The organism is Corynebacterium afermentans subsp. afermentans (assembly GCF_030408355.1).
Classification (GTDB): domain Bacteria; phylum Actinomycetota; class Actinomycetes; order Mycobacteriales; family Mycobacteriaceae; genus Corynebacterium; species Corynebacterium afermentans.
Genome location: NZ_CP046606.1, coordinates 671,373 through 685,885 on the forward strand (window position 1 = coordinate 671,373; position 14,513 = coordinate 685,885).

At 63.5% G+C, this 14,513-nt stretch carries 15 protein-coding genes and 1 tRNA gene; 9 read left to right on the forward strand and 7 right to left on the reverse strand.

All coding sequences use genetic code 11. The annotated features are described in order from the left end of the window. Window positions 1-90 precede the first annotated feature (90 nt). The 5 genes from CAFEA_RS03135 to CAFEA_RS03155 all read left to right on the forward strand — a co-directional run bounded on the left by CAFEA_RS03135 (window position 91) and on the right by CAFEA_RS03155 (window position 4,916). Complete coding sequence (locus CAFEA_RS03135) at window positions 91-1,386, forward strand: citrate synthase (RefSeq protein WP_076590004.1); 1,296 nt, start codon at window positions 91-93, stop codon at window positions 1,384-1,386. A 148-nt stretch (window positions 1,387-1,534) separates the two neighbouring features. After that, window positions 1,535-1,894, forward strand: coding sequence for an FKBP-type peptidyl-prolyl cis-trans isomerase FkpA (fkpA, locus tag CAFEA_RS03140; protein WP_063938216.1), 360 nt, complete (start codon window positions 1,535-1,537; stop codon window positions 1,892-1,894). 9 nt (window positions 1,895-1,903) lie between these two features. Next, the gene (locus tag CAFEA_RS03145; protein ID WP_063938218.1) at window positions 1,904-2,731 is read left to right on the forward strand and encodes an aldo/keto reductase; all 828 of its coding nucleotides are present in this window, start codon (window positions 1,904-1,906) and stop codon (window positions 2,729-2,731) included. Window positions 2,732-2,924: 193 nt separating this feature from the next. After that, entirely contained in the window at window positions 2,925-3,263 is a 339-nt protein-coding gene (locus CAFEA_RS03150; RefSeq protein WP_063938221.1) for a DUF485 domain-containing protein, read from the forward strand. 3 nt (window positions 3,264-3,266) lie between these two features. Next, entirely contained in the window at window positions 3,267-4,916 is a 1,650-nt protein-coding gene (locus CAFEA_RS03155) for a monocarboxylic acid transporter (RefSeq protein ID WP_034999436.1), read from the forward strand. A gap of 60 nt (window positions 4,917-4,976) precedes the next feature. Here CAFEA_RS03155 and CAFEA_RS03160 read toward each other — a convergent pair whose 3' ends face one another. Further along, the gene (locus CAFEA_RS03160; RefSeq protein ID WP_350308269.1) at window positions 4,977-5,801 is read right to left on the reverse strand and encodes a DUF1906 domain-containing protein; all 825 of its coding nucleotides are present in this window, start codon (window positions 5,799-5,801) and stop codon (window positions 4,977-4,979) included. A gap of 16 nt (window positions 5,802-5,817) precedes the next feature. Continuing rightward, a complete protein-coding gene (gene trhA / locus CAFEA_RS03165; RefSeq protein ID WP_063938225.1) occupies window positions 5,818-6,516 on the reverse strand; it encodes a PAQR family membrane homeostasis protein TrhA in 699 nt (232 codons plus the stop codon). Window positions 6,517-6,636: 120 nt separating this feature from the next. Between trhA and CAFEA_RS03170 the strand changes: the two genes are divergently transcribed. The 3 genes from CAFEA_RS03170 to CAFEA_RS03175 all read left to right on the forward strand — a co-directional run bounded on the left by CAFEA_RS03170 (window position 6,637) and on the right by CAFEA_RS03175 (window position 8,907). After that, a tRNA-Arg gene (locus tag CAFEA_RS03170) sits at window positions 6,637-6,709 on the forward strand. 336 nt (window positions 6,710-7,045) lie between these two features. Then, window positions 7,046-7,567: a class I SAM-dependent methyltransferase gene (locus tag CAFEA_RS11275; RefSeq protein WP_350308270.1), complete on the forward strand. Its 522-nt coding sequence runs from the start codon at window positions 7,046-7,048 to the stop codon at window positions 7,565-7,567. Window positions 7,568-7,821: 254 nt separating this feature from the next. Further along, window positions 7,822-8,907, forward strand: coding sequence for a hypothetical protein (locus CAFEA_RS03175; protein WP_143313290.1), 1,086 nt, complete (start codon window positions 7,822-7,824; stop codon window positions 8,905-8,907). 812 nt (window positions 8,908-9,719) lie between these two features. Here CAFEA_RS03175 and CAFEA_RS03180 read toward each other — a convergent pair. Then, window positions 9,720-10,757, reverse strand: coding sequence for a hypothetical protein (locus tag CAFEA_RS03180; protein ID WP_143313288.1), 1,038 nt, complete (start codon window positions 10,755-10,757; stop codon window positions 9,720-9,722). Here CAFEA_RS03180 and CAFEA_RS03185 point away from each other — a divergent pair. Continuing rightward, window positions 10,756-12,186: a phytoene desaturase family protein gene (locus tag CAFEA_RS03185; protein WP_253705002.1), complete on the forward strand. Its 1,431-nt coding sequence runs from the start codon at window positions 10,756-10,758 to the stop codon at window positions 12,184-12,186. The genes CAFEA_RS03180 and CAFEA_RS03185 overlap by 2 nt on opposite strands. On the opposite strand, the gene CAFEA_RS03190 is transcribed toward CAFEA_RS03185, so the two are convergent. Genes CAFEA_RS03190 through CAFEA_RS03205 form a run of 4 tightly spaced genes read right to left on the reverse strand, consistent with a single transcriptional unit; the run spans window position 12,170 to window position 14,499 of the window. After that, entirely contained in the window at window positions 12,170-12,454 is a 285-nt protein-coding gene (locus CAFEA_RS03190) for a mycoredoxin (RefSeq protein ID WP_034999444.1), read from the reverse strand. The two genes, CAFEA_RS03185 and CAFEA_RS03190, sit on opposite strands and share 17 nt — an antisense overlap. 1 nt (window position 12,455) lies before the next feature. Beyond that, window positions 12,456-12,935 carry a dihydrofolate reductase gene (locus tag CAFEA_RS03195; protein ID WP_063938233.1) on the reverse strand — a complete coding sequence of 160 codons (480 nt, stop codon included), beginning with the start codon at window positions 12,933-12,935 and terminating at the stop codon, window positions 12,456-12,458. Then, window positions 12,932-13,729: a thymidylate synthase gene (locus tag CAFEA_RS03200; RefSeq protein WP_063938236.1), complete on the reverse strand. Its 798-nt coding sequence runs from the start codon at window positions 13,727-13,729 to the stop codon at window positions 12,932-12,934. The genes CAFEA_RS03195 and CAFEA_RS03200 overlap by 4 nt, the downstream gene beginning before the upstream one ends. Further along, on the reverse strand, window positions 13,726-14,499 hold the full coding sequence (locus CAFEA_RS03205) for a 3'(2'),5'-bisphosphate nucleotidase CysQ (RefSeq protein WP_063938238.1): 774 nt from the start codon (window positions 14,497-14,499) through the stop codon (window positions 13,726-13,728). Before CAFEA_RS03205 ends, CAFEA_RS03200 begins: the two co-directional genes overlap by 4 nt. Window positions 14,500-14,513 lie beyond the last annotated feature (14 nt).

Below are 14,513 nucleotides of genomic sequence, written 5' to 3' on the forward strand. Positions count from 1 at the left end.
CACAAACTTTGATACAGTGCCTTACGTAAAAACAGGTTGCCGGGAGCTATCCCAAAGACAGCCGAGAAAACTACCTGGAAGGGGACATCAGTGGCTACTGAGAACAAGGATAAGGCCGTACTCCACTACCCGGGCGGCGAGTACGAGATGGACATCATGCACGCCGCCGAAGGCAACGACGGCGTCGTGCTGGGCAAGCTTCTCGGCGAGACCGGCCTGGTCACCTTCGACCCCGGCTACGTTTCCACCGGCTCCACCGAGTCCAAGATCACCTACATCGACGGCGAGGCAGGCATCCTGCGCTACCGCGGCTACGACATCGCCGACCTGGCAGAAAACGCCACCTTCAACGAGGTGTCCTACCTGCTGATCAACGGTGAGCTGCCCACCACCGACGAGCTGGAGCACTTCAACTCCGACCTGCGCCACCACACCCTGCTGGACGAGGACTTCAAGGCCGCATTCAACATCTTCCCGCGCAACGCACACCCGATGGCCGTGCTCGCCTCCTCGGTGAACATTCTCTCCGCCTACTACCAGGACCAGCTTGACCCGCTGGACGAGGAGCAGCTGGACAAGGCAACCGTGCGCCTGATGGCCAAGGTGCCGATGCTCGCCGCGTACGCCTACCGCGCATCCCGCGGCAAGCCGTACATGTACCCGGACAACTCCCTGAACCCGCGCGAGAACTTCATGCGCATGATGTTCGGGTACCCGACCGAGGACTACCACGTCGATCCGGTGCTGACCAAGGCCCTGGACAAGCTGCTCATCCTGCACGCGGACCACGAGCAGAACTGCTCCACCTCCACCGTGCGCATGATCGCCTCCGCCCAGGCCAACATGTTCGTCTCCATCGCAGGCGGCATCAACGCCCTGGCAGGCCCGCTGCACGGCGGCGCAAACCAGGCGGTGCTGGAGATGCTCGAGGACATCAAGAACAACCACGACGGCGACGCCACCGACTTCATGAACCGCGTGAAGAACAAGGAAAAGGGCGTGCGCCTGATGGGCTTCGGCCACCGCGTGTACAAGAACTACGACCCGCGCGCGGCAATTGTGAAGGACACCGCACACGAGGTGCTCGAGCACCTCGGCGGCGACGAGCTGCTGGACCTGGCCATGAAGCTCGAGGAGATCGCGCTGAACGACGAGTACTTCATCCAGCGCAAGCTCTACCCGAACGTGGACTTCTACACCGGCCTGATCTACCGCGCCATGGGCTTCCCGACGGACTTCTTCACCGTCCTGTTCGCCATCGGCCGCCTGCCGGGCTGGATCGCCCAGTACCGCGAGCAGCTCGAGATGAACACGAAGATCAACCGCCCGCGCCAGATCTACACCGGCTACCAGCAGCGCGACTTCGTGCCGCGCGACCAGCGCTAGGCGCAACCGAAGGGCGTCGATAAGCAGCATGCTTCGGTGCTCCACCGCCGAGAACTGAGCTTCCCTTATAATTTCGGGAGGAAGTTCTCGGCGGTTTTGTATTGGGCCGCATAACTTGCCCACATAATTTGCAAGGAGTTTCAACGCTATGGAAAAGCCGTTCATCGACAAGCCGGAGGGCCCGGCGCCTGCAGACCTCGTTATTGAGGACATCACTGTCGGCGAGGGCGCAGAGGCCGTGGCCGGCGGTTTTGTCAAGGTCCACTACCTTGGCGTGGACTTTGAAACGGGCGAGGAGTTCGACTCCTCCTGGGACCGCGGCGAGGCCGCAGAGTTCCCGCTCACCGGCCTGATTCAGGGCTGGCAGGAAGGCATCCCCGGCATGAAAGTCGGCGGCCGCCGCCAGCTGACCATCCCGCCGGAGAAGGCATACGGCCCCGCGGGCGGCGGGCACCCGCTGTCCGGGCGCACCCTCGTGTTCATCATTGACCTGCTCGACGCCAGCTAGGAGGCTGCCATGCGCATCCCGGTCACCACACTTAACGACGGCTACGATTTCCCCCTCCTCGGCCTCGGCACCTACAAGCTGACCGGCGACGAGGTGGAGCCCATCGTGCGCACCGCGATCGAACTCGGCTACCGCCACATCGACACCGCGGCGCTCTACGGCAACGAAGTCGAGGTGGGCAAGGCCATCAACGCCGCCATCAAGGCCGGTGACGTCACGCGCGAAGAGCTGTTTGTGACCACCAAGCTGTGGAACGACGACCAGGAGCGCGTGGCCGATGCCTACCAAGAGTCGCTCGAGCGCCTCGACCTGGAGTTCATTGACCTCTACCTCGTGCACTGGCCGTGGCCGCAGCACGGCACCTACGTGAAGGCCTTCGAACAGATCGCGGAGCTGCAGGGGATGGGCCGGCTGCAGTCTGTCGGCGTGGCCAACTTCTACCCGGAGGTGCTCGACGAGATCATCGAGGCAACCGGCATCGCCCCGGTGCTCAACCAGGTGGAGCTGCACGCCGGGTTCACCCAGTCCGAGCTGCGCGCCTACCACGACGAGCACGGCATCTTGAGTGAGGCGTGGGCGCCGCTCGCCCGCGGCTCGAACTTCGACGACCCGGCCATCCAGGCCGTCGCCGACAAGCACGGCGCAACCGCTGCGCAGGTCTCGTTGGCGTACTTGATGCAGCTTGGCTGTTCCGTGGTGCCGAAGACCTCCAACCCGAAGCGCCTGGAGGAAAATCTCGGCGCGGTGGGCGTCACGCTGGATAGCGAGGACGTCGCCGCCCTCGACGGTGTGAAGGGCGAGCGCCTCTCAGGCGACCCGTTGACGTTCCCCGGGTAGGGGAGCGGTTTTTCACCACCCGGTTGCGTTGCTCGCAGCCGGGTGGTTTTTCTTTGCGCGAAAAGTGAAAGAGAGTTGTGGAACACCACATATGCGACTGTGTGGTAGGTTACATTCACATTGTTGAGTCGGAGATCACATAATTCCGGCGCGGCAAAGACCATCTATCCGTGCACAAGAAAGGATCGAGGCCATGGCCGGTTCCACCGCTGTTCCGCAACGCCGCGAGCCAACTCCTGATGAGTTCGTGGCCATGCAGCAAAGCCCCGAATTCCAGGACCTGCGAGGCACGTTCCGCGGATTCACCTTCCCGGTGATGATCGCGGCGTTCCTCTGGTACGTCTTCTACGTCGTCTTCGCCACCTTCGCCCCCGACGTGATGGCCAAGGACTTCCTCGGCCTCAACGTCGGCCTCTGGCTCGGTTTGGCGCAGTTTTTCACCACGTTTTTGATCACCTGGATCTACGTCTCGTGGGCGAACAAGAACATCGAGCCGCGCGCGGCTCATATCCGCGAAGAGATGGAGGGCTAAACCATGCAGACCCACCTGTTTGCAGCCGACGCCGGGGAAGCAGCCGGCAACCCGCTGCTCAACATCGCCATTTTCGCCGCCTTCATCGTGGTCACCCTCTACATCGTGACCCGTGCCGGCAAGACCACAAGCGAATCCGCGGACTTCTACACCGGCGGTGCGTCGTTTAGCGGCACGCAAAACGGCCTCGCCATCGCCGGCGACTATCTTTCCGCCGCATCCTTCCTCGGCATCGTCGGCTCGATCGCGCTCAACGGCTACGACGGCTTCCTGTACTCCATCGGCTTCTTCGTCGCGTGGCTGGTTGCGCTGCTGCTGGTGGCGGAGCCGCTGCGCAACGTCGGCCGCTTCACCATGGCCGACGTGCTGTCGTTCCGCCTGCGCCAGAAGCCGGTGCGCGTGGCCGCGGCGTTTGGCACCCTGTTCGTGTCGCTGTTCTACCTCATCGCCCAGATGGCTGGTGCGGGCTCCCTGGTGTCCGTGCTGCTGAACCTGCACTCCTTTACCGCGCAGGCGATCTGCGTGGGCATCGTCGGCGTGATCATGATCATCTACGTCCTCGTCGGCGGCATGAAAGGCACCACGTACGTGCAGATGATCAAGGCCGTGCTGCTCATCGCCGGCGTGCTGATCATGTCGGTGCTGGCGTTCATCATGGCCAAGGGCGGCCTGACCGCGGTGTTCGACCAGGCCATCGACACCCACTCCGCGTCCAGCTACCTCGCGGAGAGCGGCTACGAGGCCGAGGAGATTATGAAGCCGGGCCTGAAATACGGCGAGACTACCACTTCCAAGCTGGACTTCATCTCCCTCGGACTCTCCCTGGTGCTCGGTACCGCAGGTCTGCCGCACGTGCTCATGCGCTTCTACACCGTGCCTACCGCAAAGGAGGCGCGTAAGTCCGTGACCTGGGCGATCGTGCTCATCGGCTCCTTCTACTTGCTCACCCTGATCCTGGGCTACGCCGCGGCCGCCTTCGTCGGCCCGGATCGCATTCTCGCAGCCCCCGGCGGCGCGAACTCGGCGGCCCCGCTGCTCGCATTCGAGCTCGGCGGTTCCATCTTCATGGCGCTGATTTCCGCAGTCGCCTTTGCGACGGTGCTTGCGGTCGTCGCCGGCCTGGCCATCACTGCCTCCGCATCCATCGCCCACGACATCTACGACGCAGTGCTTCGCGACGGCCAGGCCACCGAGGAAGAGCAGGTCCGCGTCTCCCGCATCACCGTGGTTGTGCTGGGTATCGTCTCCATCATCCTGGGCATCCTGGCGATGCAGCAAAACGTGGCCTTCCTGGTCTCCCTGGCGTTCGCCGTCGCGGCGTCCGCGAACCTGCCGACCATCCTGTACTCCCTGTACTGGAAGCGCTTCAACACCACCGGCGCGGTGGCGTCGATCTACACCGGCCTGATCTCCGCCCTGGTGCTGATCGCTCTGTCGCCGGCGGTCTCCGGCAGCCCGACCGCTATGTTCCCCAACGCCGACTGGTCCATCTTCCCGCTGACCAGCCCGGGCTTGGTGTCTATCCCGCTCGGCTTCCTCGCCGGCATTGTCGGCACCTACCTGGGCAAGCCGGACAACTTCGATGAGCTGCAGGCCGAGATGGAGGTCCGCTCGCTGACCGGCGTCGGCGTCGAGGCCCCCGTCGACCACTAAGGCTGAGCGCTAGCTCGAAAACAAAAACGGCCCGGAGGTTCCGGGCCGTTTTTCGTTGCGCTACCTCAGCCAGGAGGACGACATCTGGCTGCTGCCCTGGAGCAGTGCGGACCAGTCGCCCGGCGTCAGGTTGGTCAGCGGGGAGGGCTGCCCAGGGGTCCATTGGCCCCAGTCAGAGGCGTAGACGTTGTTGATGTCCACCTGCACGCCCTGGATCGTGGCCTGCTGCCCGGCGACCTGGTGGAGGTTCGCCCGCGGGTGGACCTTGCCGCGGGAGCCCCAGTCGTGCTGCCAGAAGTAGGAGCCGATGCCGTCTTCGAGGCACCAGGCGATGGTGTAGTAGTTGCCGTACACGCCCAGCTGGTAGCCGGCGGCGCTGAAAGTGGCGCCCATGGCCGTCAGATACGGGTTGATCTGGTTGTTGAACTGCTCGATGGTGGGGTTGTCGTCGATGGCTACGTAGATCGGGCGACCGGTCGGCCCGCCCGCCGCGGTGTGCAGCGCCATCGCCTTCGGGGCGTGGGCGGCGGCGCCGAGCGCGCCGCGCTTCCAATCGGCGGTCTCGGCGCGGCCGAACTGGTACACCGAGGCGACGGCCAGGCCGTTGGCCTTGTAGTCGCGGGTTTCGGCCGCGGTCACAGGCTTGCCGCGCATCCACGCGGCGCCGGGGCGGCGGTCGGAGACGTACCGCACCGCGCCCATGTGGCCGGCGGCTTTCACGGCGCTGGCCTGCGGCACGCCAGCCGAGTAATCCACCACCGTGCCGAGCACCCGGCGCTGCTGGGCCCGGGCGGCGGGAGCGGTGATGCCGGCGAAGGCGACTGTGGTTGCGGCGGCTGCGGCGCCCGCAGACTTGAGGAACGTGCGGCGATTAAAGGTAGTCACATGCGCCACTCTAGTCTCAGTGCGCCACAACCACCATCCAAATGGCGACGAGGTGGCACACGGCGGCGACAACGGTCGCGGTGTGGAAGTGTTCGTGGTAGCCGAAGTAGCGCGCGGAGCGGCCCGGCCACTTGAAGCCGTAGACCAGCGCGCCGAGCGTGTAGACGACGCCGCCGGCGAACAGCAGCCACACCACGGCCGGGCCGGCGGAGCTCCACAACGTCGGCAGCAGCGGCACGATGATCCAGCCCAGGCCCACATAGACCACCACGTCCAGCCAGCGGGGATGGTTGATCCACACCAGGTTCAATACGGCCCCGCCGATGCCGCCCGCCCAGGCCACGGCGAGCATGATCGCGGCGGTGCGCGGCTCGAAGACGATCAGACATAGCGGGGTGTAGGTGGCGGCGATGAACACGGAGATGGTGGCATGGTCGGCGCGGCGCCACCACTGCACCGCCTCGACCGAGCGCCACGGCCACCGGTGGTACATCGCGGAGACGGCGAACAACAGCACCACGCCGGCGCCGTAGATGGTCACGCCGAGGGCCTGCGGCCACGGCAGGGTCATCCACCCGAACGTGATCAGCACGGCCGAGGAGACGGCGGACAGGGCGGCGGCCACGAGGTGGAACCAGCCGCGAACGGCTGGGCGCTCGCCGCGGTCCGCGACCACGTAGGTGCGCTGGATTTGGCCTGTCTTGAGGGCGGTCATGGGCACCTCGCAGGGGTAGAGGAGTTTTAGAACCAAACCCTACCGGACCGTAGGTAGCGGCGGAAGGGCCCACGAGCCTGTTTTCGACGCGCGCAACGGCTGGGGTACTCTTACGCCATTGCCCTAGTAGCTCAGTGGATAGAGCACGGCTCTCCTAAAGCCGGTGTCGGAGGTTCGATTCCTCTCTGGGGCGCAAATTTTTTGCGAGGGTTTTGGTTAACTTCTCATTCATTTCGGAAATTCCGCGAGAGCGACATTACTCCTCTTGAAGGGGTTCACTATCAGCCCGCCCTAAAGCGAAGGCTCATTGTCTGCCTAGATGTCGCCGCCAGAGGGCTAGCTTGCGTTCTTTTGTCTCCTAATTTCCGAATGCGTTTACCCAGAAACGCACTGTTGGGATTGGGTTAGACTTTCCAATAGCCAAGGTGATTGACACGGAGTTGACGGAGGCACGTTGTACGACGTCGTAAGGAATGCTTATGCAAAGCGCGCTCCCGAATACGTTGAAGCCTTGGGGTCCATTCAGGATATGAGTCCGCAAGATGTAGCACTGATTTCTGAATGGGGAAGAGCTGTCGATGGTCCGGTGCTGGATGCGGGGTCGGGTCCCGGACACTGGACGGACCTATTGCGAACTTTGAAATGTGAAGTAGTCGGGCTAGATATGGTCCCAGAGTTCATTGAGATTGCGAAGAATAGATTTCCCTCAACCAACTTCGTTTTGGGCGACTTGTCGAAGATACCCCTTAAGGCCTCCAGCCTCGGAGGGATTCTTGCCTGGTACTCATTGATTCATTTGCGGCCAGATGACTGGGGCTTGGTCCTGAGTGAATTTGCTAGAACTCTTAGGCCTGGTGGATCTCTTCTTCTCGGAGCGTTTTTGGGGGAACAAGGGGCTCCGTTCGAGCATGCAATTACTGAGGCTTACTACTGGTCAGAGCTAGAGCTACGAAAACAGTTGAAGTCGGCTGACTTTCAAGCAATCTCTGTTCACTCTCGATGCGTGGCCGGCATTAGGCCGCATGTGGATGTTCTCGCACAGCGTTGTTAGATGGGGTCACCTTGGCTTTTTGGACAGTTACCGTTGCGGCAGCACGTCCATAGAAGCCACGAACAAGTGAACAACACTCCCAAGCAGAGGTGCCCAAAGAGAACAATGCGCGGTCGTTTTGCCAACCGGCGCAACCGCGAGTGCTCCATGAGTTAAAAATATTAGAACTAATGTTCAGTGTCTCGGTAGTGAATCACGCCAGTGTGAGACAATCAATGCTGTCCGGTCCATTCCTCCCTAAAGAAGGTGACACGATGGCCAAAGACAACAACCAGAACCTCGGTGTAGCATGGTTCGACAAAATTCAGGGCAACATTGCTAGTGCTGTCCTTGGGAATTCGCTAGCTATCGCACAACGGGCCACAGGCCTTACTAGCTCTTTGGAACTTGCTACAGCATCGAACAGCGCACTCGAAAAGATCGGTGCGATGCAGACGGTCACACACGCACACGAGATCGCTGACCGCATCTCCGGCGTACTTGAAGAGGAACAACGTCAACAGTTGAATATGGTCGGAGTGCTCCGCCCCGGCATGGTCGTAGGTATGGACCCCACAAATTGGCAGCAAATCACTGGGCTAAAGACTTCCATTGATGCTGTAGCGAAGCTCGATATGCCAATGGCAAATATTTCTGCCCTCACCGAAGTTGGCAGAATTACTCCCCCAAAAGGCATGATCGACGAGATCGGTATCACCAGAATTGGTCAATCCGTAACCGACGCACAGACCCGAATGATGGCTGTTCCACGCGGACTGGCCCCCGCAATCGAGCAAGCAACCAAACACCTCACCGCCTCTCAGCAGCTGCTTAAACAGATGCAGAATGTGTCAGCAGGAATGCCGGTGGCCCTTGAGGGGGCTGCAGTAGCGTTGCCCGATTTCGAGAAATTCGCGGCGGCATCAAGAATCGTCGGCGGACACTTCAACAAGAACAATGTCGACAACGTTCTACGTCGCTTCGAACAGCTCGAGAAAGAGCTCAACCTCGACATCCCAGTTAAAGCCACTGACGATATTGATGACTTGGTTGAAGATGCCAAAGCCGTTGAATTCGTTGAAAGCCAGATCATCGAAGATGGAATTCTCAAACCATCAATTTCGCAGGCATTGCTTGGTTTCAACCTCAGTGATCTTACCCTCACGCAATCGGGCACCCTGGTTGCATTCGGAGGATCTGTCGCTACCTATCTCCATTATGTTCTTGGGGAATTGCTCGATGAAAACATCACCGCAGCACGATTTCTCACCATTGCGATTGTCTATTTCCTCCCCGTTTATGGCGCCGCAATGGCCGCAGATGGAGCACTTAACAATGGTCAGGATTCACCGGCTGCATAGTGGCCATTTGTAGCCGGCAGTCTGGTTCGACTCCATTCAGCCCGCCTCGTAGCGTCATTTGAATGAATTCGACTCACGGATACACCCAAAACACCAACATCCGTTCCGGCACACGTTTGAGCAGAAATCGGCAGGGCAGCTGGCGTACGGAGATATGGAGGTTGATGACCTTGAGGTGCTGCATCATCTGCCGGTCAGGACCGTGCCAGTGCTTATAGGATGGGATGCTGCATTTAGAGATAGTAGGGCTGACTCGCACAGGTTGGGTGAGTTCCTCATTTACCCACGCTCGACAAGAAGGAGCGATCTTGTCTCTAAGTGCCTGAAAACGATAGTGATGCTTAATGGGTTACAACCACCTAACATGCGTCGAATGCGAACCACATGGATAGTGGGTCACCTCGAAAATCACGTTCCATAAGTTGCGATCTGTGAAGCGGTAGGCAATACGAGCCCACGTGAGATCCTCTCCGAGGGCATCTCGGTGCTTCTGGCTTGAGGAGGTTTCTGAATGGGATCCAGGTTTGAAATGGGCTTCGGCGGGGCACTTGCCGCGCGAGAGGAAAATGGAGCGCCATGGGTTCCGCCATGGTGGCAGAGTTTCGTCATTGTGCCTCTTGCAGTAATCGCCATGTACGTTGTGTTTCCTGTTAGCGAGGGTTCCGACACTTGGCTTTCAAATGTGTTCATTCCAGTCGCCTGGACTCTTGGCGTGTACTACGTCTTTATCCTGCCCATCTTTCACTTCCGCAGGTATCGATGGAATAAGAAACACGGCGAATAGGCGGTCACGCGTCACCTACCTGCGCAAACTACCGGTTGAACGGCTGGGAGACCCACGTGAACGGCCGGTCCAGAAGGGTGGTGCCGAGCTTGGAGGGGGTCAGCTCGAAGGCGTCGGAGGTGCCGTCGATAGGCGAAAGCTCGAGGCCATCGCCCTCGGCGCGCCAGGTGAACTCCATCGTTTCCTCGACGGGGCCGCGCGGGGCGGCGTTGACGCCGTCGTCGGTCATGGGCGCGGTGAGCTGGATAATCACCCGGTCGCCGTCGAGGGTGTAGAAGCCTTCCTGGAGGTCGCCGGAGGCTCGTCGTAAGGCAACGAGCCCATGGAAGGAGCCCTCGGGGGTCTCGGCGCCCTCCACTCGGTAGAAGCTGCCGGCCGCGGGGCCGTCGATGGAGCCGAACGCGATCGCCGCCCAGCGCTGGTCGTCGGACAAGGCGGGAGCCGCTTCGATGTCGCCGCCGGACACCGCATACAGGCCGGAGAGCTCGGTGCCCTCGCGGTCGAGCGCCTTCGGGATGCCGGTGAACATGGCAAACCCGGCCGCGCCGAGTACGACCACGGCGGCGACGGCGGGGAAGAAACGGGTCACGCGGTGGACCTTGTCGCTGGTGATCACCTGCGGCGCCTCGACGGCCTCCGTCGCGCGCCCCGCGAGGAAGCGGAACAGCCGCGGCAGCCACGGCGCCAGCACCAGCAGGTACAGCAGCGCCTGGAGGGCCGAAGGGATCTTCACGGGCACGTCGAACGTCATGTTCAAAAGCCACACCACAGCCAGATCAATGAAGCCGATCAGCCCGCCCAGCCAGGCGGTGCGCCGCCACAGCAGCAACAGAGCGGCGACGAATTCGGCCAGCCCCGCGAGGAACTGCACGACGGGGGAGAACCCCATGAACGTCCACAACAGGCCCATCGGGGACTTCTCACCGAGGGTGATCAGCAGCTCCGGGAAGTCCGGCCGCGACATTTGCATCAGCCCGAGTTTGAACCCTGCGTACGGCATGAGCAGCACAATCGCCGCCATGCGTATGACCCAGTGCAGTGCCCATCCAATTTGTTTCGTGTTCATGGGCAGCAGTCTAGTTAGAATTGGCGGGGTGAAACCTCGGGCAGTTGTCGTCGGCGCCGGGCCCAACGGGCTCACGGCCGCCGCGCGCCTCGCGGCCAGCGGCTGGCGGGTGGAGGTGCTCGAGCGCGCAGGCAAAGTCGGGGGCGCGGCTGCGACGCAAATGCTTGACGACGCCACGCTGGTCGACCTCGGCGCCGCCTGCCACCCCTTCGGGGCCGCCAGCCCGGCTTTCCGGGCGCTGCAGTTGGAGGACTACGGGGTGCGCTGGCTGCGCGCGCCGTACGAGATGGCGCACCCGCTCGATGGCAGCGCGGCGGTGCTGGCAGGCTCGCTGGAGGACACCGCGGCGGGCCTTGGCATCGACGAGAAGGCCTGGGCGCGGCTGCACAAGCCGGTGGTAGCGCGCGTGGACGATTTGCTTGAAGACGTGCTCGCGCCGATGCCGCGCGTGCCCGGCCACCCGCTCGCGCTGGCGCGGTTCGGCGCGCGCGGGCTGTGGCCGGCCACGGCGCTGGGGCGGGCCGCGCTGCGCACCGAGGAGGCCCGCGCCCTGCTCGCCGGCAGCGCGACGCACGCGATCACCTCGCCGTCGCGCCCGCTGACCGGGGCGTTCGGGCTGCTGTTTGGCGCGCTCGGCATGACACGCGGGTGGCCGGTGGCGGAAGGCGGCTCGGGCGCGGTTACGGCCGCTCTGGCCAAAGTTGTCGAGGAGCACGGCGGTCAGGTGCACCGCGGCGAGGAGGTCCGCGCCCTGCCCGATGCGGACGCGGTGATCTTGAATCTCACACCACGGCAGGTGCTGCCTCTCGACGGCACGTCGCTGCCCGCCCGCCGCGCCCGGTCCATGCGCCGGTGGCGTTACGGGCCGGGCGTGCACAAGGTTGACTTCTTGCTTAACGCCCCAGTGCCGTGGGCGGATCCCCGGGTGGGGAAGGCGGCCACGGTGCACGTCGGCGGCACGGCGGAAGAGATCGTGCGCGCCGAACGAGACGTGGCCAGCGGGATCATGCCCGAGCGCCCCTTCGTGATGGCGGCGCAGCAGTACGCCGCCGACCCCTCGCGCGGGCTGGTGCTGTGGACCTACGCCCACGTCCCGCATGGCTACCGGGAGCGCTACCCGGGTGAGGTGGCTGAGAAAATCACGAAGCAGATCGAACGGTTCGCGCCGGGCTTTCGCGCTGTGGTCAAAGAGAGAATTGAGACGCCGCCGCAAGAACTGGAGGCGTGGAACCCCAACCTCGTCGGCGGCGACATCGCGGGCGGCGCCATGGACGGCACCCAGCTGCTCATGCGCCAGCCGCACCGGCTGCGCAAGGGGCTGTACCTGGCCTCCGCGTCGACGGCGCCGGGCGCCGGGGTGCACGGCATGCCCGGCTGGTGGGCCGCCGAGGCGGCGCTGCGGGACTTCGGGGCTACTCCTCGCCGGTGAGCTCGCGCAGCTTCGCGCGCACCGCGGAGGCCTCCGGGTTGGTGGCGTGTGTGCCGTCGGAGTAGAGCACGGTGGGCACGATGCGGTTGCCGTCGTTGACGGACTCGATCCAGGCGTTGACCGCGTCCATGCCGTCGGCGTCCACGTCGACCAGGTCGTAGGGGGTCTCGGTGCGGTCGAGGCGCTCGCGCAGCTTGCGGCAGAACGGGCACCATTCTGCGGCGAAGATGGTCACGTGCGAGGAGGTCTCAGGTGCGGCAACGGTCATGTCAAACCCTTTCAAAACGTTGGAACTTGTAGCGCAGGCCGGTCGTGGAGGTCTGCCATTCGCCGTCGCGGACCAGCTCGAAGGCGTCGTCGATGCGGGGCGCGTGGACGGCTGTGTTTGCGGGGAGGTCCGGATGGACGTCGATAAGTGTGCGCTCGATGACATCAACCTCATCCAGGGTGGCCTCGTAGACCTGGGCGCCGCCGATGATCCACGCGTCCGACTCCAGGTCCGGGATGTCGCGGCACACCGACGCGCCGTCCGACCACTCGTCGGCCTCGCGCGAGGACAGCACAATGTTTTTGCGGCCCGGCAGCGGGCGCACGGGAAGCGACTCCCAGGTGCGCCGCCCCATGATGATGGGGCTGCCCAGGGTGGTTTCCTTGAAGTGCTTGAGGTCCTCGGGCAGGTGCCACGGCATGCCGGCGCCGTCGCCGATCACGCCGTCGAGGCTTTGCGCCCAGATTGCGCCCAGGGTCATACGGACACCTCCGCCTTGATGGTGGGGTGCGGGTCGTAGCCCACAACCTCGATGTCGTCGAAGTCGTAGTCGAAGATCGACGCCGCCTTGCGCAGGCGCAGCTGCGGGTACTCGCGGGCGTCGCGGGAGAGCTGCTCGCGCACCTGGTCGAGGTGGTTGTTGTAGATGTGGCAGTCGCCGCCCGTCCAGATCAGCTCGCCGACTGCAAGGCCCGCCTGCTGCGCGAACATGTGCGTCAACAGCGCGTAGGAGGCGATGTTGAACGGCACGCCGAGGAACATGTCGGCGGAGCGCTGGTACACCTGCATGCTCAAGCGGCCGTCGGCGACGTAGAGCTGGAACAGCAGGTGGCACGGCATCAGCGCCATCTTGTCCAGCTCGGCCACGTTCCAGGCGGAGACGAGGTTGCGGCGCGAATCCGGGTTCTCGCGCAGGGTGCGTAGGACCTCCTCGATCTGGTCGATGTGCCCGCCGTCGGGGGTGGGCCAGGAGCGCCACTGCACGCCGTAGACCGGGCCGAGCTCGCCGTCATCGTCGGCCCACTCGTTCCAGATGCGCACCCCGTTGTCCTGCAGCCAGCGCACGTTGGAGTCGCCGCGCAAGAACCACAGCAGCTCGCCGACGACCCCCTTGAAGTAGACCTTCTTCGTGGTCAGCAGGGGAAAGGACTCGGACAGGTCGTAGCGGATCTGGCGGCCGAACACGCTGCGGGTGCCGGTGCCGGTGCGGTCGCCCTTCTCGGCGCCGTTTTCTAAAACGTTGCGCAGCAGGTCCTCGTACGGGGTGGAAATCACTTAGCTACTCCTTCAAAGGTGCCGTGCTCGTCGTGGTAGCGGGAGGCGGCCTCCAGAATGTCGTCGGCAAGTTCGGGCCGGCAGATCACAATATCGGGGATGTAGGTGTCGGTGTTGTTGTAGCGCAGCGGGGTGCCGTCGAGGCGCGAGGCGTGCAGCCCCGCCGCGAGCGCCACGCCCACCGGCGCGGCCTGGTCCCACTCGTACTGGCCGCCGGCGTGGACGTAGGCGTCGTAGTCGCCGAGCAGCACGTGCATCGCCTTCGCGCCCGCGGACCCCACGGGCTGCACCTCGAAGTCGAGGGTGTGGGCAACATGCTTCGCGACGGCCGGGGGCCTGTTCCTCGACATCGCCACCTTGCCCGCAAACGGCCCGGAGACGTGGCGGACATCGGACGACTTGAACACCACACCTAAGTCCGGCAGGCCCACCGCGGCGTGGGTGGGCACCCCGTCCTCCACCAGCGCAACGTGTACCGCCCAGTCCTGGCGGCCCGTGGCGAACTCCTTCGTGCCGTCGAGGGGGTCGACGATCCAGACCCTGTCCTTCGACAGGCGGTCTTGGTTGTCGGCGGCCTCCTCCGACAGGAAGCCGTCGTCAGGCCTGTGCTGCGAAAGCACCCTGGAGATCCAGCTTTGGGCGAGCTCGTCGCCCGCCTCGCCGAGCTCGCGGCCCCGCAACAGGCCCACGCCGCGCACGCCTTTGAGGATCTCGCCGGTGCCCTCGGCGATGAGGTTGGTCAGCCGGGAATCCGAGTACTGAGCAGTCATGCACCCGACTCTAC

Coding starts and splice junctions, on each gene's coding strand:
- fkpA (WP_063938216.1), top strand. CDS start 1,535: ATGGAAAAGCCGTTCATCGACAAGCCGGAGGGCCCGGCGCCTGCAGAC.
- CAFEA_RS03145 (WP_063938218.1), top strand. CDS start 1,904: ATGCGCATCCCGGTCACCACACTTAACGACGGCTACGATTTCCCCCTC.
- CAFEA_RS03150 (WP_063938221.1), top strand. CDS start 2,925: ATGGCCGGTTCCACCGCTGTTCCGCAACGCCGCGAGCCAACTCCTGAT.
- CAFEA_RS03155 (WP_034999436.1), top strand. CDS start 3,267: ATGCAGACCCACCTGTTTGCAGCCGACGCCGGGGAAGCAGCCGGCAAC.
- trhA (WP_063938225.1), bottom strand. CDS start 6,516: ATGACCGCCCTCAAGACAGGCCAAATCCAGCGCACCTACGTGGTCGCG.
- CAFEA_RS11275 (WP_350308270.1), top strand. CDS start 7,046: ATGAGTCCGCAAGATGTAGCACTGATTTCTGAATGGGGAAGAGCTGTC.
- CAFEA_RS03175 (WP_143313290.1), top strand. CDS start 7,822: ATGGCCAAAGACAACAACCAGAACCTCGGTGTAGCATGGTTCGACAAA.
- CAFEA_RS03185 (WP_253705002.1), top strand. CDS start 10,756: ATGGGCAGCAGTCTAGTTAGAATTGGCGGGGTGAAACCTCGGGCAGTT.
- CAFEA_RS03180 (WP_143313288.1), bottom strand. CDS start 10,757: ATGAACACGAAACAAATTGGATGGGCACTGCACTGGGTCATACGCATG.
- CAFEA_RS03190 (WP_034999444.1), bottom strand. CDS start 12,454: ATGACCGTTGCCGCACCTGAGACCTCCTCGCACGTGACCATCTTCGCC.
- CAFEA_RS03195 (WP_063938233.1), bottom strand. CDS start 12,935: ATGACCCTGGGCGCAATCTGGGCGCAAAGCCTCGACGGCGTGATCGGC.
- CAFEA_RS03205 (WP_063938238.1), bottom strand. CDS start 14,499: ATGACTGCTCAGTACTCGGATTCCCGGCTGACCAACCTCATCGCCGAG.